This window comes from Agarilytica rhodophyticola, from assembly GCF_002157225.2.
Lineage (GTDB): Bacteria > Pseudomonadota > Gammaproteobacteria > Pseudomonadales > Cellvibrionaceae > Agarilytica > Agarilytica rhodophyticola.
This window is the reverse complement of record NZ_CP020038.1, coordinates 2237093-2260509: the sequence shown is the minus strand read 5'-3', so window position 1 is coordinate 2260509 and position 23417 is coordinate 2237093. Positions and strand designations below refer to the sequence as shown.

Below are 23417 nucleotides of genomic sequence, written 5' to 3'. Positions count from 1 at the left end.
CGTTCCTCTTCTTTCCCCTTAAATTCTTTTTTGAAAAAATTTAAAAATTTTTTCTAAACCACGATTTAATTTTGCTCATTGTGCTTTCACTCTCTTCGCTTACAAAAGATCCCTGCACACCTTTTTCTTTGTCTTTACCGTATACCAATAGGCCAACTCCTGTAGAATAAATCGGATTGTTAACTATATCTTTTAAACCTTGTATATCTTGCGGCGCGCCTAAACGCACAGGCATGTGAAAAATTTCTTCGGCCAGATCAATAACACCTTCCATTTTGGATGTGCCACCGGTCAAAACAATACCTGCAGCAATTAAATCTTCATAACCGCTACGCCTTAATTCCGCTTGCACCAGGGTGAACAACTCATCGTAGCGAGGCTCCACCACTTCTGCTAAAGCTTGTCTGGATAAATCTCTCGCCGGCCGGTCTCCAACGCTTGGCACTTTAATGGTTTCTTCTATACCTGTAAGTTTCGCCAAAGCACAGGCATAACGTATTTTTATTTCTTCAGCATGTTGCGTTGGCGTGCGCAAGGCCATAGCTATATCGTTGGTTACCTGATCTCCAGCAATTGGAATAACACCGGTATGACGGATAGCACCCTCTGTAAAAATAGCAATATCTGTCGTGCCACCGCCAATATCAACTAAACAAACGCCTAATTCTTTTTCATCATCTGTTAACACCGAATAACTCGAAGCGAGTTGTTCTAAAATAATGTCTTCTACTTCAAGGCCACAACGGCGAATACATTTTTCAATATTTTGTGAAGCATTGACGGCACAAGTCACTAAATGAACTTTTGCTTCTAGCCTAACACCTGACATACCAAGCGGCTCTTTCACCCCTTCTTGGTCATCGATCAAATATTCCTGCGGTAAAATATGCAGGATTTTTTGATCTGCTGGAATCGCTACTGCTTGTGCAGCATCGATAACACGATCAAGATCTTGCGGATACACTTCGCGATCTTTAATCGCCACAATGCCATGTGAATTAAGACTGCGAATATGGCTGCCGGCAATCCCTACAAATACTGAGTGAATTTGACACCCCGCCATTAATTCCGCTTCTTCTACTGCACGCTGAATCGACTGTACAGTCGACTCAATATTCACCACGACACCTTTTTTAAGACCCACAGATTTATGCGAGCCAATGCCAACTATCGACAACTCGTTTGTTGGAGAGATTTCTCCGACGATAGCCACAACCTTGGACGTTCCTATGTCCAAACCTACAATCATTCTTCCTCCGCTTGAATTCGCCATCGTCTCACCCTAAAAATTTCATAATTATTGTGCTGCACTTGCGGCAACCAAGGCCGACTCTTTCCATTTCACTGCCAAGCCTTGCTGATAACGCATGTCAATACGCAAGATGTTTGTTTTTTGTTCTTTAAGATGTTGTTCATACACGTATTGAAAATTTTCTAACCTCTCATAAATGCGTTGTCTACCCAAAACTAAACTAAAAGTTTCATCGATCTTGATTTTCCACGAACCTTTGTTATCGACACTAATCCCCGTTACTTTTAGTTGACTATTTTCCAAAATTTCCGTGAATACTAAATAATTTTTAGTTAACTCATGACTTTGTGCCAATGCACCTGATAACAAAGGCAAGTGCATTAAATTTTCATTGGACTCAACAATAACTAATTTTCCATCATGGCTGATATAACCATTGTCATTCCAACGAGCGATAGGACGATGCTCCTTAATTTTAAGTTTAATACTATCTGGCCAAATTCGCTCGATTGATACTTCTTCAATCCATGGATTTTTTTCAATTGTTAGTTTGACATCGCCCAAATCCAAATCCACGAAACTCCCATTGAGTCTTGAGGATATAATATCTTGTAACTGTTGTTGCGATACAAACTTAAAGTCACTCTCAATTTTTACATTTGCTAATGGGCGATTAGCCGCCGCTGACGCCTTTTGATAAATGCTTTGCCAATGCACTTGGCTACCGCCGTAAGCGACACTGGCCAAAAAAGCTGCCAAAACAACAAAACGTCCCCATTTAAAAGGCGGCTTTTCCTCTTTATTTGGCTGTCTAGTGGCTCCGCGAGCGCTAGCACGAGCTCCATCGGCCTTTTTTCCTTGCTGTTTATCGTATTTACGCGTCTTTTTCATAGTATTTAAACAATCAATTTAAGCACTAGCGTCTGTTGTAGTTGCAAGTATTTCTAATAAAAGCTCACCAAGCTCCAAGCCTATTTTTTTAGCCGACATAGGATAAATACTGTGACTAGTCATGCCCGGTATGGTATTTACTTCCAACAGATAAAATTTGCCTTCTTGATCTTGCATAAAATCTACTCGCCCCCAGGCTTGACAGTCCAGAGCGCAAAAAGCTTGTATTGCTAGTGCTGATAAATCCTCTTGTTCTCGCCGAGTTAAATCCTCTGGAAATATGTACTGAGTTTCGTCAGAGAAGTATTTGGCATCGTAATCGTAAAATACATTATTGGTTTTTAATTCTATAGCCGGTAATGCAACACCGTTTAATATACTCACAGAAAATTCTCTGCCTGTGATTTTTGTCTCAGCTATAACGTTTTTATCGAAGGGAAGCGCATTTAAATAGGCTTCTTTCAATTCATCGGCTGTACAAGCACAACATATTCCTAAACTGGAACCTTCATTAGCAGGTTTTACAAAAACTTCACCGCCAAGATTATCCAGTACTGAAGACCAGTCACTTGATTCACTTAACACGGCATATTTTGGTGTAGGTAAACCTACGCCTTGCCATATATGTTTAGTTTTCAATTTATCAAGGGCTACCGCCGAAGCAGCAACACCGCTGCCGGTGTAGGGAATATCCAAAAGCTCAAGCAGTGCTTGTGCTTTTCCGTCCTCACCACCAATACCGTGTAGAGCAATAAACACTCTATCGCATTTAATGGCAATCAACTCACTGACCATATTTTTCGATACGTCCACGCCAATAGCGTCAACGCCGGCATCCAATAAGCCACATAAAACAGTTTCGCCACTTAACAGCGAAATTTCGCGCTCTGCCGAAAAGCCACCGTAGAGGACAGCAACGCGACCAAGCTTTTTTGTATCTCCTTGAAACTGTTTTTGATAACTCATCTGTTAATACCAATACTACTGTAAGTTTCTTTTCGCCAATTCTTTAGCAAGCGCGCCGATATTACCGGCACCTTGGGTAATTATAATGTCCCCAGGCTGAACAATGTCTTTCACTACCGCAGGCACACCGTCGATACCTTCAACAAATATAGGGTCAACCAAACCACGATTACGAATACTGCGACTTAAATGACGACTATCAGCCCCCGGTATTGGATCTTCTCCGGCCGAGTAAACCTCAAGTAAAATAAGCTGATCGACCGAAGACAATACTTCGACAAAGTCTTCGTATAGATCACGTGTGCGACTATAGCGATGAGGTTGATAAATCATAATTAAGCGCCGATCCGGCCAGCCACCTCGCACCGCATCGATAGTAGCCTGCACTTCCGTAGGGTGATGTCCATAGTCATCCACCAACATAACGGAGTACTCACCATCACCAGAAATATCAAATTCACCATAAATTTGAAAACGACGGCCAACACCAGAGAAGTTACACAAACCTTTTTGAATTTCTTTTTCACCAACACTTTCATCAGTGGCAACAGCGACCGTAGCAAGAGCATTGAGCACATTGTGTTTACCTGGCATATTCAGCTCAAGTTCCAGATCCTGCTCTTTACCTGGGCGGCGAACTTTAAAAGCAACTCCAGCGCCAGATTGTTTTAACTCATAAGCGTGGTAATCATTATCCTCGCCAAAACCATAGGTAATAATAGAGCGGGATAACTCAGGAATAATCTCTTTAATAACTGGGTCGTCACCACATACCACGGCAATACCATAAAAAGGCAAATTATGGATGAACTCGATAAAAGCTTGTTTTAAATTTGAGAAATCGCCACCATAGGTATCCATATGATCCGCATCAATATTGGTAACTACCACTACCATAGGTTGCAGATGCAAAAATGAGGCATCGCTTTCGTCAGCTTCGGCAACTAAGTAGCGACTATCTCCTAGGCGAGCATTTGCGCCTGCACTATTAAGTAAGCCTCCAATAACAAAGGTGGGGTCTTTTTTACCGGCGGCTAGCACTGAGGCAATCAAACTTGTGGTGGTGGTTTTTCCATGTGTACCCGCCACAGCAATACCATGGCGATAACGCATGAGCTCTCCTAACATTTCTGCTCGTCGGACAATAGGAATGCGTCTTTCTCGTGCTTCAATAATTTCTGGGTTACCACTTTGTACAGCACTTGAATTGACAACCACATCTGCACCTAAAACATTATCTGCATGGTGGCCAATAAAAATTTTCGCTCCCATATTGCTCAAGCGTCGGGTCGTTTCAGACTCTTTTAAATCAGAACCTACGACTTGGTAGCCTTGGTTTAGTAGCACTTCAGCAATGCCACACATACCGGCACCGCCAATACCAATAAAATGGATGCGCTTAATACGTCTCATTTCTGGGACTTGGTATATATTTGTATCAGCCATACACGACTTCCTCACAATGATCAGCAAAAACTTTTGCTGCATTGGGCTTGGCTACTGAACGAGCCTTACACGCCATTGCAATTAATTTATTCCTTTCAAAGAAATTGTTATTAAATAATTCCGCCAAATTGGCCACGGTTAATTCCCGTTGTTGCTTAATAATTGCAGCCCCTACATTGGCTAAATACTTGGCATTTTCAGTTTGATGATCATCAATCGCGTAGGGAAAAGGAATCAATAACGCCCCCAAACCGACTGCAGCTAATTCAGACACCGTCAATGCGCCAGAACGACAAACAGCCACATCTGCCCATGAAAAAGCTTCAGCCATATCATCAATGAATGCTTCAACACGAGCTTCGACACCGGCTTGTCGATAAGCTTCTCTCGCAGCCTCATCTTTTTCGGCGCCCGCTTGGTGCCAAATATTAATTTTTGTTTTATCCGTCAGCTTCCCGAAAGCAGCCGGAACAATCTCATTGATGGCTTTGGCACCACGACTACCTCCGACGATAAGAACATTTACCTTGCCATCTCTATTTTTCAATCGTAACTCTGGATGATCGAGCACTTCGATCACATGGCGTACAGGGTTGCCGATACAAATCCCCTTGCTTAAATTACAAGGAAATGCCATTAACACACGTTTTGCTAACCAAGCTAAAATTCGATTGGTGGTACCCGCTACTGCATTTTGCTCGTGAATGATTAAAGGAATACCCAATAATTTAGCAGCCACACCACCGGGGCCTGCAACAAAACCGCCTAAACCGACGACCAACGACGGTTGCAACTGGCGTATCACACGTAGTGCTGCAGCAACAGATGAAACAATATTTAATGGAGCCAACAATAAACTTTTAACGCCTTTGCCTCGAACACCCTTAACTGGAATAAAATGCAAAGGAATATCTGCCGCCGGAACCAAACGTGTTTCAATACCAGCCTGGGTACCGAGCCAATTAATTTGGTAGCCGCGCAGTTTCATCTCCTCAGCAAGTGCTAACCCTGGAAATACATGGCCACCTGTGCCGCCGGCCATTATCAATATCTTTTTATTGTGCTCTTTATTGTTCATGGCGCAATTCCCAATTAACACGAAACACCAGCGCCATAAGTGCGCAAGTGATCAGTAGGCTACTGCCGCCATAGCTGATAAAAGGCAAAGTTAATCCTTTGGTCGGCAATAGGCCTGAAGCCACACCCATATTAATAAAGGATTGCGCCGCTAGCATAATGCCGATACCAAAACATAAATACGCACTAAAAAGCTTCTCTTTACTATTTGCTTCTCTTGACAATGATAAAATTTTAAAAATGAAAAACACATAAAGAGCGACTAGACATAAAGCTCCGATCAAGCCAAATTCTTCGGCAAAAATAGCAAAAATAAAGTCCGTATGGGCTTCGGGTAAGAAGAATAATTTCTGTAAGCTATTTCCTAGGCCTAAGCCAAACCATTCTCCGCGACCAAAAGCAATTAAAGACTGAACTAGTTGATAGCCTGAATCAAATTGACGAGACCACGGATCCATAAATGCTACTAGGCGCTCCCAGCGATAAGGCGATAAAAAAGCCATTGCACTAAAACCAGCAACACCACTGCTAGCAAGTAATAGAAAACGCAGTATTGGCACACCGGCAACAAACATCATAGAACCTAAGGTAAAGGTAATCACTACGGAGCTACCAAAGTCGGGTTCGAGTAATAGCAATACAACAATGATACCGATAATAAAAACCATGACGAAGAAGGCTGTCCAGCTTGAGCGCACAGCATCTTGCCGTCTTGCCAAATAGCTAGCAAAAAATAGTAATAAGCAAATTTTTGCTAATTCCGATGCCTGAATAGAAAATAAACCCATTGGTAACCAACGCTGACTACCATTCACGCTTTTACCTATTCCGGGCAATAAAACAATAAATAGAAAAATTATTGCTAAACATAAAAATATGCCGGAATATTTTTCCCACACCGATAGAGGGATACAAGCCACAACCACACCTGCACTAATTCCCATCATTAGCAGGATACATTGCTTGCGAAATAGCAACCATTCATCACCGTACCTTGCCGCAGCAAAGTCCATGGAGCTAGACGCTACCATAACCAAGCCGACACTAATTAAGGCAAGAAGTACACAAACTAATTCAAAGTCAATTCTGTGCGTGTTAAATTTTTGCTCAAGATTTATATTCATACACAGCGCTCCGTCAAAGTATGAACACAATCGCTAAAAACATCGCCACGCTCTTCAAAGCTATTGAACATATCAAAGCTAGCGCAAGCAGGTGATAGCAACACCAAATCATCTAAACCAGCGTTAGTCGCCGCTTTTTGAACAGCGTCGTTCATATCTGAGGCAAATATAGCGTTGATATCTTTGCCGACAGTTTCGGCAATGTGCTCACCATCCTTTCCTATAAGTACGAGTGTATCGATATTTTGTCTAATACTCTTACCAAGCTCAGAGAAGTCTGCGCCTTTGCCCTCGCCACCAGCAATAAGAATTATTTTATTAAACTCAGCCGCGAGACCATCAATAGCTGCCTTAGTGGCGCCTACATTAGTAGCTTTTGAATCATTGATATAGGTAACACCCTCATACTCTGCGATAAATTCGCAACGATGCGGCAAGCCGGAAAACGCAGCCAAAACATTTTTACAAGCATCAAAGCTCACTCCGGCAACACCACTAATCGCTAGAGCGGCCAGAGCATTGCGAACATTATGGATGCCCTTGAGCTTAATTTGGTCTTTGCTAACAATTTTTTGATGATCGAAGGACAACCAACCGTTTTGCGGTGAGAATATAATGTGTTTTTCATCGTCAGCAAAACCGGATTCAAGGCCAAAGCCATAACGCATCATGCCGTCGAAAACCGGAGGATGAGTCAGTGGATCATCCAAGTTGTATATCGCGTTTTTCGCACCTAAGAATATCTTTTGTTTGGCCATGACATAGGCACTTATGGAATCGTAACGATCCATATGGTCAGCCGATATGTTTAAGTTACAAGCAATAAATAAGTTGGGCTTAGTGACACTTTCTAACTGAAAGCTAGATAATTCTAAAACATAGATATCCGCTTGTGTGTTTAACAGTTCTAAAGCGGGCGTTCCAATATTCCCTCCAACGGCAACATTGCGTCCATCCTCTTTCAACATCAAGCCAACTAAAGTTGTGACCGTAGACTTACCATTAGATCCAGTAATGCCGATAACAGGTTTATCTACTGCACGTAAAAACAATTCGATATCACCAATAACCGACTTTCCAAGTGCCAAGGCTTTGGTGATAATGTGTTCATCTCTCGACACGCCGGGGCTCAAGTAAATTTCATGAGCACCGGCAATAATTCCCTCATCAATTTCTACAAAATAGCGCTGTGCCTCGGGAAAAGCTTTAGCAAACTGTTCTTCCATTAGTGACGAAGTTCGCGTATCGACAATGTGAAACGCTTCGCCTTTATTCTGTAAATAACGGGCAATGGAATACCCTGTCGCTCCCATGCCGACAATCAGCGCATATCGCTTGTTATTTACAGTTTGATTCACAAAAACCTATCTCTTAGTTAATATTTTTTTAAAAATACGCCCTGGCTTTTTCAACCAGCTATTTACCTTAGCTTTAAGGTAGCTAATCCAAACAACACCAACATTACCGTGATAATCCAGAAGCGAACAATCACACGTGGTTCAGGCCAGCCTTTTAGCTCAAAATGATGGTGCAAAGGCGCCATCCTAAAAATACGTCTTCCCGTTAATTTAAACGATGCTACTTGCAGGATCACAGAAACAGTTTCCATAACAAAAATGCCTGACATAATGATAAAAACTATTTCGTGTCTTACGATCACGGCAATAACTCCAAGAGCAGCGCCTAAAGCTAAAGCACCAACATCCCCCATAAAAACCTGCGCCGGGTAAGTGTTAAACCAAAGGAAACCTAAACCTGCACCTGATAAAGCACCACAATAAATAACCAACTCACCGGCACCTGGGATAAAAGGAATATGCAGATAATTAGCAAAATTAAAATTACCTACCAAGTAAGCAATAATACCCAGCGCTGAACCCACCATCACCGTCGGCATAATGGCAAGACCGTCAAGGCCATCTGTCAGGTTTACCGCGTTACTGAAACCGGTGATCATAAAATACGTTAATACGATGTAAGCAATGCCGAGATCAAGTGCTACGTCTTTAAAAAACGGGACAATCAATGCTGTCTCTTCGGGAATCGTTGCGCCATAAAATAAAATAATAGCAACGGTAATACTCAGTGCTGATTGCCAAAAGTACTTCCACTTGGCAGGCAGACCTTTGGAATTTTTCTCAACAACTTTGCGATAGTCATCTACCCAACCAATAAGACCAAACGAAAAGGTGACAAACATTACCACTAACACATATCGATTACTTAAGTCAGACCAAAGTAAACTGGAGAATAAGATGGCAAACAAAATTAAAGTTCCACCCATTGTCGGGGTGCCGGATTTACTTAAGTGACTTTCAGGGCCATCGTCACGAATAGATTGTCCTATTTGCAGATGATTTAGTTTTTTAATAACCCAAGGCCCCATTAACATGGAAATTCCTAGCGCCGTTAAAATACCCAAAATCCCACGAAATGTGAGGTATTTAAATACGCCGAAGGCACCGACAAACTGTTGTAAATAATCAGCAAGCCACAACAACATTAGTTTTTTTCTCCTGCACTAGAGAGTGCTTGTACTACCGTTTCCATCTTTGTGCTGCGTGACCCTTTAATCAAAACAACCGTTTCTTCATCCAATAGCGGTTTTACTTCCGCAATTAAATCGTCTTTCTCAGCAAACCATTTTGCGCTTTCACCGAAAGCATCGGCGATGTATCTGGCCTTATCACCAACGGCAAATAACTTTTCTATACCCTGTGTTTTTGCATAAATACCCACCTCTTGATGCAACAAATCTTCCTCATGCCCCAGTTCACCCATATCACCACAGATTAAAACACTGTGTTTATGCTGGGATAAAAAATCGATGGCGGCATTCATCGAGCCTGGATTAGCGTTATAAGCATCATTGACAAGCATCGCATTGTTAATACCTGCGACATATTGCATTCGACCAGGTGTACCGGAAAAGTTTTCTAAACCAGCTTTAATATCTTCCGCGCTTATATTTAAAGCGCCTGCACAAGCAATCGCTGCAAGAGCATTCGCTATATTATGCTTACCTAACACTTTCATATTAATATCGAAGCTTTTATCAAAAAGTTTCACTTTAAAATGTATAAGTCCGATATTATTTGACTGATATTCCTGTAGACATACCAACTGCATTTTTGCTTTTAATGTAGGACTCACTGACGCTTCTGGCTGTAAAGTAAAACCGATAATGTCGCGCTCACCTGCCTTCTCAAGCATTTTGTCTCGATATTTATCATCTAAGTTAACAATCACTGTGTTAGTAGACTCGTGGCAATAAATATCGGACTTTTCTTCAGCAATAGCAGCTTCAGAACCAAGCCCTTCGAGGTGAGAAGCTTTTACATTAGTAATTAATGCTATATCTGGCTTGATTAAGTCAGTTAAATATTGAATCTCTTTCTTGCCACTGGTCCCTGCCTCAATTACGGCATAATCGGCTTGTGACTTAAGGCGCAATAAGGTTAGAGGAACACCAATGTGATTATTGAAATTACCATCTGTCGCGATGCAACTGCCGGCTTTTTCACATATATTTTTTAACATTCCCTTCACAGTTGTTTTACCACAGCTGCCAGTAAGCGCCACCACACGCCCACTAAAGTGGTCGCGGTATATCTGTGAAATTTTCCCCAGAGCTAGAGTACTATCCTTAACTAATAACGCGGGGGCTTTATGCTCTATGTTTTTTGCTTTGGTGTTTCTCTCATCACTATCGCTTTCCACGACAACACCAGATGCCCCCTTTTCCATAGCCACATCGATCATATCGTGGCCATCGAAATGCTCGCCACGCAAAGCAACAAACAATTGTCCTTTTTTAATTGTACGCGTGTCGGTGCAAACTGAATCAAACTCACAGTCTGGGCCAATCAAGCTGCCAATTTTATGCTCAACTAAAGTGGATAACTTCATGGCATCACCTTGGTTGATTGAGCACGCTGACGAAGAGCAACTTCGGCTATGTGGTAGTCATAAAACGGTACTTTTGTATGGCCTATAAGTTGATAATTTTCGTGGCCTTTACCAGCAATAAGTACACAATCATTAGCCGAGCAATTACCAATTGCCAAAGAAATAGCTAATTCTCGCTCAGCAATAACTTCATAAGCCGTATCACTTGCCACTCCCTGCACAATATCTTTAATAATCGCTTTGGGATCTTCGGTGCGTGGGTTATCAGAGGTAATCACCACACTATCGGCAAAGGTTGCAGCAATCTCCCCCATAATGGCGCGTTTGCTAGGATCTCTGTCACCGCCGCAGCCGAAGACGACCCAGAGATTACCAGACACATGATTTCTCAGTGCCATAAGTGCTTGTTTTAGAGCATCCGGTGTATGGGCATAGTCAACAAATACACTGGGTAAACCCTCTGCCGGGCTATCTACTTTCTGTAAACGACCTTCAACAGGTTTTAGCTTATTAATAGCACGTATTACTTTGTTAAACTTAACGCCACTTGAACATAAAGATGCTATTGCCGCTAATAGGTTACTTAAATTAAACTTACCTACCAAAGGACAACAAATATCTGCCTTACCCCAAGGAGACAGTATTTGCGCATCAATACTCGATGGGGAGTACTTTTTTATCTCCGCTTTTACCATCGCATCTTCGGCATCAATCCCAAAAGTTACATAGTTTTTATCTAAGTCTTGAAGCTCAGGAATGACTTTACGGCAGTCTTCATCATCGGCATTAACAACACAGGACTTACAATTGTCCGACAGCAAAAAGGATCTTTTTACATTGGCATAGTTCTCGAAAGTGCCGTGATAATCTAAATGATCGTGGGTGATATTAGATAAAACAGCAATATCAAAGTTTATATTTTCTACTCTTCGTTGGTGGATACCATGGGAAGAAACTTCCATTGCAATTACTTTGCCTTTGCAAGCGACGATCTCGGCAAAAATACGTTGACACTTAACGAGGTCTGGCGTTGTCATGCCGGTATCAATGTATTCGTCGTTAACCATGCCATAGCCCAGTGTACCCAACACACCAGCCTTGATACCCAGCAAAGCATGCAGCTGTGCAATTAACGAGGTAATAGTGCTTTTTCCATTAGTGCCAGTAACGCCAAAAACAGATAAATCATCAACGGGTGAGTTGTAAAATTTTTCAGTGATACTTGGAATATTTTCTTTTAGGTTTTTAATTCCCACCACCGGTACTTCTACATTCAATACCGAACAAAGGTGATCTTCTTCAACCAGAATCGCAACAGCACCGTTTTCAACAGCATTAGAAATATATTTTTCACCATCACCATCTAAGCCACATAAAGCAATAAATAGTGATCCAGGAGTTACGTCGCGACTATCCGCTTGCACATCACTAATTAACAGCTGCTCGGAAACTTCGCCGTGAAAGCCCTTAGGTATTATGCTGACCAACGTTTTTGGCATCGGACTGTAATCTAATATATTCACGGTGTTAAATTCCTTTTTAATAAACTGGCAACGTGTGTATTTTCATGAGCCACAGGCGGCACACGCATTATTTTCAATGCTTTTTCAACCGCACTGGCGAATACAGGAGCGGCTGATTTACCACCAGAATAATTACCCTCAGATGGCGGTTCATTGATGATGACTACAGCCACAATTTCCGGTGCATCGGCAGGAGCAAAGCCTGCAAAAAGTGCGATATATTTATCATCCGCATAGCCTGCGCCACCCACTTTATGAGCGGTTCCTGTTTTGCCTGCAACAGGATAAGATGCAATTTGCGCCCGAGTAGCCGTTCCGCCTTTCTTGGGCACTTGCTTCAGCATTTCAGTAATTGTCTGAGTGATTTCTTTTGAGACAACTCTTTGGCCTTGCATAGTTTCTTGGTTTTTCACCAAACCAGCAGAATGAAAGTTCCCCCCAGAAGCGATCACAGAATACGCTTGAGCGAGTTGAACCGCATTAACACTTAAGCCGTAGCCATAAGCAAAAGTAGCTTGTTCGATAGGGTGCCACTTACTACGATTAGGTAAAAAGCCTATACTTTCACCAGGGAAACCTGCTCCTGAACTTTGCCCTAAACCTGAGCGAAAATACATGTCGCGAATGGTTTCAGGTTGCATTTCTAAAGCTAGCTTGCTGATACCTACTTGGCTGGATTTGACGATAATCTTAGTTAAGTCAACGATGCCATAGTTAACCGGGTCTGGGATCATTTTACCGCCGACAAAAATATGCCCGGGGTTTGTATCTATTTTAAAGTCTGGAGTGTATTTACCCGTTTCCAACGCCGCCATAATAGTAAAAGGCTTCATGGTGGAACCCGGTTCAAATACATCGGTCATCGCGCGGTTGCGCAACTGATATGCTTTTACATTCTCGCGATTGTTTGGGTTGTATGATGGTTGATTAACCATGGCCAAGATTTCACCCGAAGCGGCATCCATCATCACCAAAGAACCCGATTTAGCACCTTGTTGCGCAATCGCACTTTTTAATTCTTTATAGGCCAGGTATTGCAAACGCAAATCTATGGTTAAAGCCAGATCACTGCCCGCCTTAGGTGAACGCACAAGCCCTAAATCCTTAACAACATTGCCTTTAAGATCTTTTATTACTCGTTTTGTACCTTGCTCACCGGCAAGCCATGAATCAAAACCTAGCTCGACACCTTCTTGTCCCTTATCATCCAGACCTGTAAAGCCGACAACGTGAGCAGCCACTTCTCCTGCTGGGTAATAACGTCGGAACTCTTCTTCTGCATAGATGCCCGCAAACTTATGCTTTAATATCTCGTCAGCTTCATGGGGTGGTAAATGGCGCACAAGATACATAAATTGTTTATTCTTATAACGAGACAAACGCTTTTTTAATTCTTTTGCATCAATATTGAGCGCTTTTGCAATAGCGTCCACTTGAATATTTTTAACTTTTTGCGGATTGGCAAAAATTGATGTCACTGGAGTGCTGACAGCTAGTAATTCACCATGTCGATCAGTAATAACGCCGCGATAAGCGCTAATTTTTTGTGTTCTTAAGGTGCGTGCTTCTCCTGCACTTTGCAAAAAGCGAAAACCTTTTTCCTTACCAGGTATAACCTGTAAGTGCGCCAAATGCCAAGCAAGCGCGCAAGGCATTACCGCCAGTAAAACAACGACAGTAACAAAGCGCCACTTTGATATTTGTTTAACCAAGTTCACTTTTTATATACCAAGATTGTTTTTTCATTTTCAGGTACAAACATATTGAGTTCATCGAAAGCTATTTTTTCAACGCGTGAATACGCTGCCCACGAACTTTTTTCCAATAAGAATTTACCTGACATCACTCTTAAACCACTTGCCTCTCGCCTTAACTCTTCTAACTTTTGAGTAGCTTTACGAGATTCGTAAGTTGAATATACAACTCCCATGGCTGAACCCACGCTGAATAACCACAGCATAATCGCCAAGATTGGAAGTGCTAACTTACCTGAATATTTATGTTTATTTATTTGCATAACCATTTATTTGCACAAACATGTTCTACCAACACTCAACAATTCCATCAAAGCTTTTCAGCTACTCTCATGATGGCGCTGCGCGAACGAATATTTTCTTGTAGTTCCTCATCTCCTGCTTTCAATGGTTTTTGAATAATTTTTAATTCTTTATTCAGCATATTGTCCGTAATAGGCACACTAATTGGCACTTCTTTGCCACGTGACTTTTCCTTAAAAAAACGCTTTACCATTCTGTCTTCAAGCGAGTGAAAACTAATCACTACCAAGCGACCGCCGCTGGCTAACACATCTAAAGCGTCACTCAGCGTATTTTCTAAATCTTCCAATTCGCGATTAATAAATATACGAATCGCCTGAAAAGCTCTTGTTGCAGGATTTTTCCCCTTTTCCCATTTGGGGTTGGCGTCTGCAATAATTTTCGCCAACTGCAAAGTGCTGTTAATTTCTGTCTGCTGTCGCATTTCGACTATGGCTCTGGCCATACGCTTACCGAAACGCTCCTCGCCATATTCTTTAAGCACAAAAGCAATGTCTTTTTCTTCTGCGACAGCTAACCACTGCGCAGCCGTTTGCCCCTTGGTATTGTCCATACGCATATCAAGTGGGCCGTCATTTAGAAAACTAAACCCCCTTTCGGGATTGTCTAGCTGGGGAGACGACACCCCCAAATCTAATACGATGCCATCCAACGGCTGACTTACATGACATTTCGATAACGCTTCTTTCAATTGTGTAAAGGAGCTGTGCACAATGGAAAATCTTTGGTCATTCTTTGCTAACTCATGCCCAACAGCTACCGCTTCAGGATCTTTATCAAAACCAATCAGCCTTCCCTGCGAGCCAAGAGATGCCAAAATTGCTCTGCTATGACCACCTCGACCAAAGGTTCCGTCGATATACGCGCCATCTTTATTTTTTACTAATGCGTCTACCGATTCTTTTAAAAGAACCGAATAATGTGTTCCATTTGTCATATCGATTCTTTTATAAAGAGAGGGACATCATTTCTTCTGGCAGTTCATCTTCATCGTCACCCTCGGCAACACATGACAACCAGGATTCTTCGCTCCAAAGCTCGAATTTTTTTCCGAGCCCAACGAGCATCAATTTTTTCTCTAATTTAGCGAAATCTCGTAATGTAGGCGGTACTAATACACGACCATTTCCATCAAGCTCCAAAGTACAGGCATAGCCAATTAACAGGCGCTGCGCACGTAAGGCCGCTTTATTAAAGGTAGGGAGGGCTTCTATCTTAGGAAGGATATTCTGCCATTCGGTTTCTGGATATACCAAGACACACTTATCCTGGGTATGAGCTGTCATTACAATACGACCACCACATGTTGACGATAGAAGATCCCGATACTTTGCCGGCACCCCTATTCGCCCCTTGGCGTCCATATTTATAGAATGGCTGCCCTGATACACCCTTTTTATCACCTATTTGATTATTTAAGCCACTTACTTCCACTAATATCCACTTTACACCACTATTGAACACTATATTTCACTAAATAACAAAGTCAAGGAAATGAAAACCAAAAAAAAACCTAAACCAGGCTGTTTTCGGGGCTTTTACTGATTAATAATGATTCAGTGAGGAATTGGAATGGGGAAAAAGTGAGCAAATACAATAAGGTAAAGCACTAATCAAGAATTTACTTTAAATTCAAGATTTTTTTCATTAAAAAAGGCTATTCGGTAGAGCATATACGCATATGGAATGATATGCGAATCAAAACCGAGGTGGCATCTCTATCTACATACAAAAAACCAGAATAATTTCTTTAGTTTTTTTATCAAATACACTTTTTTTAGGGTTAAATACATAAATTGATAAGCCGTGGCAAGTATCAATTTAATAGCCATCTATAAAACGATAGAGACTACGAGTATAAAAACTAAAGGTGTATTTTTACCCTTTAGTTTTTTCCAAAACAAGAGAGTTCTGCGCCATAGAGAAAATATTAACTTCTTATATTTTCTTTGAGCCTTGGTACGTTTCCATTGACAAGCTTTTATTTATTAAGAAGAAAGACTGAATAAAGTATGAGTGTTTCAATGCTTAAATAAAGTATTGAAGAATATTCCTTGCCACTAACATAGAATAAAATAAGAGAAAAACAGCAAGTAAAGATCATAATTTTAGTCACTACCCACTGTATTAAATTGGAGAACGGGTTTTCACTAATACGAACTCTTTTTTATTTAACATTTGTACTGAACAGGCATTTCCTCATGGAGTAAACCTTGGAAATTTTCAGTTTAGCCCTATACTACAGGTAACAACCTCCTAGAAAGTTCGTAGAAAAACTCTGAGCCAATATCTGCGAAATATCCCTATTCATTCAGTAGCCTAAGTATTTATTGCAAGAGTAAAAATAAATAGGTGTAAAATTTTAAACATTTTCATTTTTATATCACGCGAATTCAAATCCGAAGTACGTAAAATTTTTACATCTTTCACTATATTGCGAATCAATCAGAAAAGATCAAAAAATAATTTATTTGAGATTTTTATATTTTCCATATTTTTAAAATATAAAAAGTTTAGAGTTTCACTTTATTTTTTATATACAGACAAATATGTTTAGAATTACTGACCCTGCTCTATATTAAAAGCGGTTCTGATATTAAAAATTACAAATAATAAAGTTCGATACAGTTTAACTGAGGTCTACGATGAGAAGTTATTTCCACAAGATGCGGTCTTACCAATGCAGCACGCTTAACTTATCAATAAATAGGCGACCGCAAAAACGTAAATAAAAGAGGAAATGGGGATAGGTTTTAAAATAAACAAGAGAAAGAAGGAGTTGGCCTGTAAGCCGGGTTCTGTCGAGGACAATCATTCATCTGGGATTAGTGTCACCACTAACCTCAAGCGACCTACCCGAATCCAGCGCGGGCCACGCCAATGGATTCCTATTTGGTCTTGCTCCGAACGGGGTTTACCATCGCCACAAACTGTTGCCAGTTGTGCGGTGCGCTCTTACCGCACCATTTCACCCTTACCTGCAAGCAGGCGGTTTACTTTCTGCTGCACTTTCCGTAGGTTCACACCTCCCAGGCGTTACCTGGCGTTCTGCCCTATGGAGCCCGGACTTTCCTCGCAAAAATATCAGTTAAGAATTTTAGCGCGATTGCCGAGCCAACTCCGGCGCGGAAGATAACAATTGGAGTGCTAACAGACAAGTGTTATTTAAAAATAAACGTATTTTTCTTTAACAATGAGACGTTCGACCTCTTGTGGGCCGAAGGGGACAGTCTCGACAAAAGCTGGCAAAACTGCTTCTGTTTCGCCAAGCCGGTCGAGGCGGTTACTGCATACTTTGACATCAACCACTTTAAATGCGGATAGTCGCGCCGCCAAATCAACAATAGACTTGTATTGCTCGTAGTTATCTTTGAAGAAAATTTGCACTTCAGGGCCGTGAAGCACGAATGCAAGTGGATTATCTGCACCAGAGACTGCGCCTTTTTTATACAACTCTTCAGCTCTAAGTAAGGCCTTTTCTACTTCTTCCGGTGAATCGAGCATGATTCTTGCCAAATAGCCATTGGGGTTTTCTACCGGAGACATATCGGGGTTGGGGCTAAACACACCGTCATAAGGCATAACTTTGGAAGGCATAGCCTTAGCGGGCATAGGCTGTACCTCCATCTTTTCCATTTCGTGTGCCTTAATTGACATATTTTTTGCTACTACATCTTCAGCAGGCACAACTTTTCGAGGCTGCACAGCAGCATTGACCATCTTCTGGTCAGCAGGCTCACTATTACAAACCACAGAGCATGTGGCCATTAAAGTAATAGCACCAGATATAGCTACAATATTTTTTCGCAATGCACTCGACAAAGTTTTTCTCTACTGCCTATTTTCTCAAATCGAAAAGGATGAACCACAACCACAAGTAGAACTTGCATTAGGGTTCTCAACTTTAAATCTGGCCCCTTGTAGACCTTCTTCATAGTCCAATTCGGCACCAACAAGATAAGGGTAACTCATTGCATCAATGATTACTGTGATACCGTCACGCTCAATCTGAGCATCATCATCAGCGAAGGCTTCATCAAATGCAAATCCATATTGAAAGCCGGAGCATCCCCCTCCAGTCACAAATACTCGAAATTTAAGGTCTTCATTACCTTCTTCATCGATAAGAGATTTCACTTTTGACAAAGCATTATCTGTAATACGGATCGGTTCTGGAACAAATGTTTGCGGCGAACTCATAGCTCTCTACAGTCATATTAGATCTTTGGGAGACAAATTATCCAGTTAACCGACTAAATCAGTCAAGTATTATCCGAGCAAACAGTCCACATAAGTCTAATCTTATGATCACTGTATTCGATAGAAACCTCTACTTGCTTCCCTCACTTGCACGATTAGAGACTTTAATGTCGGCATTTAGCGCTTCTACTTTGGACTTTTTCTGAGTATTTTCTGAGATATGGATCAAGTTACCGTTAACTTCTGCACCTTTGACCATTTCGATGACACTGTAATGGACATTACCATGTACAACCGCATTAGCGGCCAATTCAAGATGTTTGGTGGCGTAGACGTCGCCAGTGACGCGGCCATTGATCACAACCTGAGGTGCCTTGATTTCCCCCTCAACGGCACCTTTATCACGCACTCGGATAACAGCATCTGCGCCCTCTACTGCAACAATATCGCCAATAACTTTACCTTCAACATCCAAGGTTCCACCAAAAATAACATCACCACGAATTTCCACCGCTCGATCGAATAATGTGTGACCACCACTTGGAAATTGATTATTTTTTTTACTACCGAACATTTATAGAGTCTCCTCAACGAGCCACCCAAAGCGTTTTTCTACAGTAACGGAGTTTTTACCAGTGGTTTGAGCCACAAGCTCAATACCCTTGGGTTCAAAATCCTCAGGTAACTGTAATTCGCCCTCAATGGTTTGAAAGTATTTAAATCTGAGTCTAATAGATTCTGTTTTTATTTGATCAGACAGCTGATCAAGACGATAGGAAACATCGCTTCCAAGTGAACGCCCTACCACTTTATATTGTAGTGTACCCTTAAGTAGACGATGATTCGACGCTAACTGCTGCACCACCACTTTATAATGATAGGTTCGCGGCTTTTCAACACTGCTTAGCTCCACAGCACCGAAGGTCAAACCTTTCTTATCTTTCGTCGGAGCCATCAAGCCACGATAAAAGCTATTCTCTTCTTGCAACTGAGATATCTGCTCTTTCAAGGCAATCACTTCTTGCCGGACTTCTTCACTTGCTTTTCGATCCACCTCTGCGCCAAGGTTAACATTGGCGACTCTTTGCTCAAGATCCTTCACAAGCAGATGCGCATCCTTAAGCTCTACTTCTAAGCGCGACGCTTTTGCCAGCGCAGACTTTTGCTGAGCCATGCCTTCCCAGTGGCCATAAAAGTAGCTAGAGGCAGAAGCCGCTGCTGCTAACCCCAGCAGAACCAGCCATATTATGGCGCGCTTAGCAGGACGGTGCTCTACAATCCGCACCGGATGTTGTTTAGTGCCTTTTACAATTGCCATATATCATATACCTAAGGAGTTTCCATCCAGAGGTGCACTGATTAGCAGGTATTTTATAAAACCCACTATCTGATGCACCTCGTCATTTCCCCAAAACCATTATCAAAGCTCGCCGACTTACGGAAGGATGGCTGGGCTAACTAAACCTGTGGTCTCGTCTAAGCCAAACATGATATTCATGTTCTGAATACCTTGGCCAGATGCGCCTTTGGTTAAGTTATCAATTACCGACATAATGACAACTGTCCCACGGCCCTGTGGCTCAAGAACAGAAATGCGACACATATTGGTGGTTTTAACCGTTTTCGTCTGAGGGAAAACACCGCTTGGTAAAACATCCACAAAAGCCTCATTGGCATAACGCTCTTCGTACAAGGCCTGAAGATCTTCCGACGATCCCCCTTTCAGAGTCGCATATAAGGTGGAGTGAATGCCTCTAATAGTGGGCAGTAAATGAGGTACAAATGTTAATTGCGCCGCTTGCACATCATCAGGTTGCATACTGCGCAACCCCTGTTCAATCTCCGGCAGATGACGATGACCAGCCACACCATAGGCTTTATAGGATTCTCCTGCTTCGGCCAATAGCAAGTCAATTTTACCCTGCCTGCCGGCACCACTAATACCTGAGGATGAATTGGCAATCAGAGAGCTAGGGTCGATTAGATCATTCTCCAGAAGAGGTAAAAAGCCAAGTTGCACTGAGGTCGGATAGCACCCAGGGCATGCTACCAGTTGGGCTCTGCGAATGCGCTCGCGATTCACTTCCGGCAAACCATATACGGCTTTCGCCACTAATTCAGGGCAAGCATGTTGTTGTCCATACCACTTTTCCCATACCGCAATATCTCGCAGACGAAAATCAGCAGACAAATCGATCACCCGCGCACCGGAGGATATAAGTGGGTTCATCATGCTTTGGGCGACGCCATGAGGGGTAGCGAAGAACACTACATCACAGTTGAGCAACGCGTGTTCGTCTATTTGTGAAAAACACAGCTCATAATGACCTCGTAAACTTGGAAACAACTCTGCTACAGGCTTTCCAGCTTCGGCTCGAGACGTTATCACCTCTACACTTGCCTCAGGATGGGTGGCTAAAAGCCTCAATAACTCTACTCCGGTGTATCCCGTACCGCCGACAATGCCAACTTTTATCACTCAAACTTACCTCTAAAAATACAAAACCTTAATCTCGCGGGAGGGTATAATAAAGTGCTTTAGTAGAAAAAAATACTGTAAGAGCCCCTCTATTCAATGGATTTAGGTAAGTTAGAGGTAGCTGTAAGGCATTTGTTCTGCTTTAAGGGCTGGTTCACATTCATTCAACCACTCCTGTTTGCCAGGAGCCGGTAGCGTATTTCCGCCTAACGTCAACAGGCCCAAGCCACAGGAATGACCTATAAACTATATGAATATATCTTTACTGAAAAATCTAGTTATTCAAAAGCTACATGAATTCCGGCATTCCTTGTCCTACATCGACGCCTTACCACAACTTACCTTACTTGGTTTTATTATCGGCCTATTCACAGGAATCATTATTGTTAGCTTTCGACTCATCATTGAGTTCTCTTTATTCGCGCTATTACCCCAAGGAGCAGATAACTTCGAAGGCTTAAGCCTGCATCTTCGAATAGTCATGATAGCTACAGGGATCGTCATTCTTATGATTCTTATGTTATCGGTCAAAGCTAAATATCGAGAGATAGGCGTTAGTCATGTTATCGACCGTATTCACAACCATCAGTCGAAGCTACCATTTAAAAATTGCTGCGTACAATTTTTTGGCGCGCTAATCTGCATGGTGAGTGGCCAGTCAGTAGGGAGAGAAGGACCGGCGGTTCATTTAGGTGCCTGCGCCGCTAGTCAATTTGGGCAATGGTTAAAATTGCCCAACAACAGCATTAATACCTTGGTCGGCTGTGGTGCAGCGGCAGCCATAGCTGCTTCTTTTGATACTCCAATGGCTGGAGTTATCTTTGCCATGGAAGTTCTCACCATAGAATATACAGTCGTCGGCTTCGTGCCTGTTATTTTGGCCTCCGTCACTGGTACAGCCCTGAGTAAGTTGGTGTTTGGCGACAGTGTATTTATTCTGGTGGGGGATACCAATATCGCAAGCTTGTACGAAGTCCCTTTTATGGTGGCCATAGGAATTGTTATTTCTCTATGTGCAGGGGCTTACATTAAGCTCAATTTATTTGCTTTAAAGCTCGCCTCAATACCCCTGGTAATAAGATTAACGATTGCAGGAGTATTAACTTCTTTAACCGTGATATTTATCCCCGAAGTGATGGGACAGGGTTACGATACCGTCAACGCCGTAGTCAATGACCAAATATTGTTAACAAGTTTAATAGTTATCGGCTTAGCAAAATTATTTTTAACACCAATTGTTGTGGGCTTGGGATTGCCAGGTGGGTTAATTGGGCCGATGTTGGTCGCAGGTGCCTGTATAGGTGCGGCACTTGGGCATATTATTGCCGAGCTTTTCCCCGAGCTCGGTGTCAACCCAAGTTTCTATGTCATGATTGGTATGTCCGGAATGATGGCCGCGGCCTTTAATGCACCTCTTGCCGCTTTAGTGACAGTATTGGAGCTAACCTACAATCCCAACATTATTTTCCCATCGATGTTGGTTATTGTTATCGCCTGTGTGTCGACTCGTCGCCTATTCAAAATTAAGGGCATTTTTCATGAGCAACTTCGCCACAGCAATAAAACTATAGATTTTGGGCCAGCAAAACAAGCGTTAAGACGTGCGGGTGTGCGCAGTGTCATGGATACTCGGTTTAAAGTGACCAGTCAGAAACTCAGCTGTTCACAAGCAAAGGCCATTTTACACAGCCGCCCCATGTGGCTAATTGTTAGCGATCAAGACGGGCGCTATTGCCACGCCATGCATGCAGCAGATTTGGCCAATCATCTTGAAAGCTGCGAGGATGAGGAATCAGGAAATGAAAATGACGCCAAAAATATTATTGATCTAGACGAAATCCCCAGTCGTAATTATTTGATTGGCGCGATTCATGAATCAGCGTCATTATACGAAGCAATGCAAGGTTTTAATGCGCACAGCACAGAAGTTCTTTATGTGTCAGGCCAGCAAACCTATTATTCTGAGGAAGTGAAGGGCATATTGACACTTTCCTCAATTGAAAATTATTACAAGCCTGTGGAGTTTCAAAATGCTGTGGATTAAAGCTTTCCATATTGTCGCTGTTGTATGTTGGTTCGCAATGCTGTTCTATTTGCCAAGGCTATTTGTTTATCATGCGATGGCAGAAGACGAGATAAGTAAAGAGCGATTCAAAGTTATGGAGCGCAAATTATATCGTGGTATAGGTACGCCTTCTATGGTCGCTACTATCGTTCTAGGAGCTTGGCTAGCAAGCTACAACGGTGCTTACTATGCCGCAAGTATTTGGTTTTGGATAAAGTTAAGTTTGATATTTATATTAATCGGCTACCACCATATGTGTGGTGCAATGGTCAAAAAATTCGCACGCGATGAAAACCCTCATGGCCACGTGTATTTTCGATGGTTTAATGAATTTCCTGTGCTCATTTTAATCGCAGTAGTCATTTTAGTGGTTGTTAAGCCCAACTTTTAATCAAGGCGCTATGCGCAAATTTAATCGCGCATGCATA

General features: G+C 42.1%; 21 protein-coding genes and 1 other RNA gene. 2 read left to right on the top strand and 20 right to left on the bottom strand.

The genetic code is table 11. From position 1 onward, the window contains the following. Nucleotides 1-40: 40 nt before the first annotated feature. From ftsA to argC, 20 genes are all read right to left on the bottom strand, one after another. Complete coding sequence (gene ftsA / locus BVC89_RS09570) at nucleotides 41-1273, bottom strand: cell division protein FtsA (protein ID WP_086930981.1); 1233 nt, start codon at nucleotides 1271-1273, stop codon at nucleotides 41-43. A 24-nt stretch (nucleotides 1274-1297) separates the two neighbouring features. Continuing rightward, complete coding sequence (locus tag BVC89_RS09565; protein WP_086930980.1) at nucleotides 1298-2143, bottom strand: cell division protein FtsQ/DivIB; 846 nt, start codon at nucleotides 2141-2143, stop codon at nucleotides 1298-1300. An 18-nt stretch (nucleotides 2144-2161) separates the two neighbouring features. Then, nucleotides 2162-3109, bottom strand: a complete 948-nt coding sequence (locus BVC89_RS09560; RefSeq protein ID WP_086930979.1) for a D-alanine--D-alanine ligase — start codon at nucleotides 3107-3109, stop codon at nucleotides 2162-2164. A gap of 15 nt (nucleotides 3110-3124) precedes the next feature. Then, entirely contained in the window at nucleotides 3125-4555 is a 1431-nt protein-coding gene (gene murC, locus BVC89_RS09555) for a UDP-N-acetylmuramate--L-alanine ligase (protein WP_086930978.1), read from the bottom strand. Next, nucleotides 4548-5633, bottom strand: a complete 1086-nt coding sequence (gene murG / locus BVC89_RS09550) for an undecaprenyldiphospho-muramoylpentapeptide beta-N-acetylglucosaminyltransferase (RefSeq protein ID WP_086930977.1) — start codon at nucleotides 5631-5633, stop codon at nucleotides 4548-4550. Before murG ends, murC begins: the two co-directional genes overlap by 8 nt. Then, nucleotides 5623-6756 carry a putative lipid II flippase FtsW gene (gene ftsW / locus BVC89_RS09545; protein ID WP_086930976.1) on the bottom strand — a complete coding sequence of 378 codons (1134 nt, stop codon included), beginning with the start codon at nucleotides 6754-6756 and terminating at the stop codon, nucleotides 5623-5625. Before ftsW ends, murG begins: the two co-directional genes overlap by 11 nt. After that, complete coding sequence (gene murD / locus BVC89_RS09540; protein ID WP_245929364.1) at nucleotides 6753-8114, bottom strand: UDP-N-acetylmuramoyl-L-alanine--D-glutamate ligase; 1362 nt, start codon at nucleotides 8112-8114, stop codon at nucleotides 6753-6755. The genes ftsW and murD overlap by 4 nt, the downstream gene beginning before the upstream one ends. A gap of 62 nt (nucleotides 8115-8176) precedes the next feature. Then, on the bottom strand, nucleotides 8177-9259 hold the full coding sequence (gene mraY / locus BVC89_RS09535) for a phospho-N-acetylmuramoyl-pentapeptide-transferase (RefSeq protein WP_086930975.1): 1083 nt from the start codon (nucleotides 9257-9259) through the stop codon (nucleotides 8177-8179). After that, a complete protein-coding gene (locus BVC89_RS09530; RefSeq protein WP_086930974.1) occupies nucleotides 9259-10665 on the bottom strand; it encodes a UDP-N-acetylmuramoyl-tripeptide--D-alanyl-D-alanine ligase in 1407 nt (468 codons plus the stop codon). Before BVC89_RS09530 ends, mraY begins: the two co-directional genes overlap by 1 nt. Then, nucleotides 10662-12188 (bottom strand): UDP-N-acetylmuramoyl-L-alanyl-D-glutamate--2,6-diaminopimelate ligase, encoded by a 1527-nt coding sequence (locus BVC89_RS09525; protein WP_086930973.1) that lies wholly within the window; start codon nucleotides 12186-12188, stop codon nucleotides 10662-10664. Before BVC89_RS09525 ends, BVC89_RS09530 begins: the two co-directional genes overlap by 4 nt. Beyond that, entirely contained in the window at nucleotides 12185-13906 is a 1722-nt protein-coding gene (locus tag BVC89_RS09520; protein ID WP_086930972.1) for a peptidoglycan D,D-transpeptidase FtsI family protein, read from the bottom strand. The genes BVC89_RS09525 and BVC89_RS09520 overlap by 4 nt, the downstream gene beginning before the upstream one ends. Next, entirely contained in the window at nucleotides 13903-14205 is a 303-nt protein-coding gene (ftsL, locus tag BVC89_RS09515) for a cell division protein FtsL (protein ID WP_245929363.1), read from the bottom strand. Before ftsL ends, BVC89_RS09520 begins: the two co-directional genes overlap by 4 nt. 47 nt (nucleotides 14206-14252) lie before the next feature. After that, nucleotides 14253-15182 (bottom strand): 16S rRNA (cytosine(1402)-N(4))-methyltransferase RsmH, encoded by a 930-nt coding sequence (gene rsmH, locus BVC89_RS09510; protein ID WP_086930970.1) that lies wholly within the window; start codon nucleotides 15180-15182, stop codon nucleotides 14253-14255. A gap of 10 nt (nucleotides 15183-15192) precedes the next feature. Continuing rightward, nucleotides 15193-15636 carry a division/cell wall cluster transcriptional repressor MraZ gene (gene mraZ, locus BVC89_RS09505; RefSeq protein ID WP_086930969.1) on the bottom strand — a complete coding sequence of 148 codons (444 nt, stop codon included), beginning with the start codon at nucleotides 15634-15636 and terminating at the stop codon, nucleotides 15193-15195. 1380 nt (nucleotides 15637-17016) lie between these two features. Further along, nucleotides 17017-17367, bottom strand: an RNA gene (gene rnpB / locus BVC89_RS09500) — RNase P RNA component class A. Nucleotides 17368-17410: 43 nt separating this feature from the next. Then, nucleotides 17411-18067: a DsrE family protein gene (locus BVC89_RS09495; protein ID WP_086930968.1), complete on the bottom strand. Its 657-nt coding sequence runs from the start codon at nucleotides 18065-18067 to the stop codon at nucleotides 17411-17413. A 24-nt stretch (nucleotides 18068-18091) separates the two neighbouring features. Next, entirely contained in the window at nucleotides 18092-18445 is a 354-nt protein-coding gene (erpA, locus tag BVC89_RS09490; protein WP_086930967.1) for an iron-sulfur cluster insertion protein ErpA, read from the bottom strand. A 130-nt stretch (nucleotides 18446-18575) separates the two neighbouring features. Further along, nucleotides 18576-19019, bottom strand: a complete 444-nt coding sequence (locus BVC89_RS09485) for a bactofilin family protein (protein WP_086930966.1) — start codon at nucleotides 19017-19019, stop codon at nucleotides 18576-18578. Beyond that, nucleotides 19020-19763, bottom strand: a complete 744-nt coding sequence (locus BVC89_RS09480; RefSeq protein ID WP_086930965.1) for a DUF6776 family protein — start codon at nucleotides 19761-19763, stop codon at nucleotides 19020-19022. It abuts the gene before it with no gap. Nucleotides 19764-19880: 117 nt separating this feature from the next. Next, the gene (gene argC / locus BVC89_RS09475) at nucleotides 19881-20924 is read right to left on the bottom strand and encodes an N-acetyl-gamma-glutamyl-phosphate reductase (RefSeq protein WP_086930964.1); all 1044 of its coding nucleotides are present in this window, start codon (nucleotides 20922-20924) and stop codon (nucleotides 19881-19883) included. 250 nt (nucleotides 20925-21174) lie between these two features. On the opposite strand from argC, the gene BVC89_RS09470 reads away from it, so the two are divergent. Further along, nucleotides 21175-22968 carry a chloride channel protein gene (locus BVC89_RS09470; RefSeq protein ID WP_086930963.1) on the top strand — a complete coding sequence of 598 codons (1794 nt, stop codon included), beginning with the start codon at nucleotides 21175-21177 and terminating at the stop codon, nucleotides 22966-22968. Next, nucleotides 22955-23380, top strand: coding sequence for a protoporphyrinogen oxidase HemJ (gene hemJ, locus BVC89_RS09465; RefSeq protein ID WP_086930962.1), 426 nt, complete (start codon nucleotides 22955-22957; stop codon nucleotides 23378-23380). Before BVC89_RS09470 ends, hemJ begins: the two co-directional genes overlap by 14 nt. Nucleotides 23381-23417 lie beyond the last annotated feature (37 nt).

Excerpts from the sequence above, each read along its gene's own strand:
- ftsA (WP_086930981.1), bottom strand. The coding sequence starts at position 1,273 with ATGGCGAATTCAAGCGGAGGAAGAATGATTGTAGGTTTGGACATAGGA.
- BVC89_RS09565 (WP_086930980.1), bottom strand. The coding sequence starts at position 2,143 with ATGAAAAAGACGCGTAAATACGATAAACAGCAAGGAAAAAAGGCCGAT.
- BVC89_RS09560 (WP_086930979.1), bottom strand. The coding sequence starts at position 3,109 with ATGAGTTATCAAAAACAGTTTCAAGGAGATACAAAAAAGCTTGGTCGC.
- murC (WP_086930978.1), bottom strand. The coding sequence starts at position 4,555 with ATGGCTGATACAAATATATACCAAGTCCCAGAAATGAGACGTATTAAG.
- murG (WP_086930977.1), bottom strand. The coding sequence starts at position 5,633 with ATGAACAATAAAGAGCACAATAAAAAGATATTGATAATGGCCGGCGGC.
- ftsW (WP_086930976.1), bottom strand. The coding sequence starts at position 6,756 with ATGAATATAAATCTTGAGCAAAAATTTAACACGCACAGAATTGACTTT.
- mraY (WP_086930975.1), bottom strand. The coding sequence starts at position 9,259 with ATGTTGTTGTGGCTTGCTGATTATTTACAACAGTTTGTCGGTGCCTTC.
- BVC89_RS09530 (WP_086930974.1), bottom strand. The coding sequence starts at position 10,665 with ATGAAGTTATCCACTTTAGTTGAGCATAAAATTGGCAGCTTGATTGGC.
- ftsL (WP_245929363.1), bottom strand. The coding sequence starts at position 14,205 with ATGCAAATAAATAAACATAAATATTCAGGTAAGTTAGCACTTCCAATC.
- rsmH (WP_086930970.1), bottom strand. The coding sequence starts at position 15,182 with ATGACAAATGGAACACATTATTCGGTTCTTTTAAAAGAATCGGTAGAC.
- erpA (WP_086930967.1), bottom strand. The coding sequence starts at position 18,445 with ATGAGTTCGCCGCAAACATTTGTTCCAGAACCGATCCGTATTACAGAT.
- BVC89_RS09485 (WP_086930966.1), bottom strand. The coding sequence starts at position 19,019 with ATGTTCGGTAGTAAAAAAAATAATCAATTTCCAAGTGGTGGTCACACA.
- BVC89_RS09480 (WP_086930965.1), bottom strand. The coding sequence starts at position 19,763 with ATGGCAATTGTAAAAGGCACTAAACAACATCCGGTGCGGATTGTAGAG.
- BVC89_RS09470 (WP_086930963.1), top strand. The coding sequence starts at position 21,175 with ATGAATATATCTTTACTGAAAAATCTAGTTATTCAAAAGCTACATGAA.
- hemJ (WP_086930962.1), top strand. The coding sequence starts at position 22,955 with ATGCTGTGGATTAAAGCTTTCCATATTGTCGCTGTTGTATGTTGGTTC.